Origin of the sequence: Oryzifoliimicrobium ureilyticum, from assembly GCF_037199735.1 — a bacterium.
Lineage (GTDB): Bacteria > Pseudomonadota > Alphaproteobacteria > Rhizobiales > Rhizobiaceae > Rhizobium > Rhizobium ureilyticus.
The window spans coordinates 1-1,651 of record NZ_JBBBVQ010000066.1 but is presented as its reverse complement, the minus strand read 5'-3'; the positions used below and the strand labels follow the sequence as shown (position 1 = coordinate 1,651).

Here is a 1,651-nt window from a genome sequence, read left to right as displayed (position 1 = left end):
GAAGAGTTTTAAGGGGCATGCCTCGACGACTTTGGCTTTGTCAGCATGACCTGACAGAGCCGCTGCAGTCGCTGATCTTCAGACATTACAGCTGTCGACGTTCGGCAAGCTGGGAGATCAGGTCAGGCGCGAGGCCGATGGCTAGCGTTCACAATAGTAGGGACACTCTGAACGCCACTGGGGTCGGCAAAGCAGCTTTCAACCCGAAACTACCTGTCCGGCTAAACAGCGCGTTCGCTAAACGTGGGCATTCCATCAGGCTAAACCGTAGCGGCCTTCACCAGATAAGTTACGCGTTCGTTGCCGCACAAACGGATTTCTCTGACAGAGCCGAATGGACCGCGGTGAGCTTGAGGTTAGAGAAGCCCCTTTTTGAAAGTGCGAAAGAAGTCAATTCTTACCGGTTTGACCGAGACGGTATCTTATTCGATTATTAGTTTCTTCACCAGTTCCATAGAAATCCATGATCAAACTTTCACGCCTCTAGATACCAAGCGCTGTCAGCAGACCGAATCAGCATGCCCGGTCCAATTTCCATCAGCTGAGAGCGAGTAAGCGCGGAAAGCAGGCGGCGTTCGATTCAAGGAAAGCAATTGCTCCATCATACGCGATGGGGCGGTCCAGCATCCGAACGGTCTCAACGGTTAGAGGGGCTTTGCAACGCATCGCGCCGTTGTTACCGTTGTCTGAGGTTTTCGGAGATTGCCGCCACTTCTCACCGCGATCCCCGCCCGGATTTGTGAAGCCGCACTCTTCCTGAGAATGCGGTTGGTGGATCATTTAAAACAATCGAATCGAAATTATCGATAAATATGACGCAATTGATATCACTAAAACGAAAGCAGAGATTTTATTAACAAATTCGACAATGACGACCCAATAGTTGTGCCAGATGTCGTCGTTGAATTGGTTTTGCTATCGCGTATCGTCAGCGAACTGTTTGACGCCCTACGGTCATGATGATTGCTGCCTTTCCAATCCCAACTTTGGTGGCAACGTCAACCGTACAATTACTTTTATTACCCGCTCAAAGCCGAGCGAAACCGACGATAGGGGAGATTTTCAGCGCAGCGCTGCATTCAATCTCAGCCGGCTGCACAACGTAGAGTACCGCTACAGCGCGTCGTATTGAGGAAATAACATTTCCTTATCCGGACGAAATAATAACTTGGAGCCTACGCATGAAAGTCGAACGTCGTCGGATCATGAATGTAAAACTTTCAATTTTAGCGCCATCTCTGATCACTCATAACGTGATCGCGCAGCCAAGGCCAGAGAACCGATGCAAATAGTTAATTCGGTTCAAGTACGAGGAGAGAGCGTTTGAAGCTGTCAATATCCCATATCCTGGGCGGCATGTCCGTTCTGATGATCACCGTCGCGGCTGCGCAGGGACTTTATGCAGTTCATTCTTTTTCCGCGCTTAATGAAAGTGTTCAGACAGTCGTCGACCACAGGGTCCCGTCGTTCGTCTTGCTTGGTCAGCTAAACGCGGATTTGGGCGACGTGCGCATCGATCAAAGCGGAATAGTTTACGCCGAGGCCTCTGAAACGGCGAAGTTCGACCAGAAGCTAAGCGAAGTGGTTACAAGGATCGATGCAAATATCGACAAGCTCCAGGCTCTTCTCGTCGATGAAGCCGACAAGCGGT

Annotated in this window: 1 protein-coding gene; it reads left to right on the top strand. The window is 50.3% G+C overall.

Going from position 1 to position 1,651, the window contains the following annotated elements:
* Positions 1-1,323: 1,323 nt before the first annotated feature.
* On the top strand, positions 1,324-1,651 hold a 328-nt coding region (locus VQ830_RS28610), incomplete at its 3' end, for an MCP four helix bundle domain-containing protein (protein WP_337271529.1).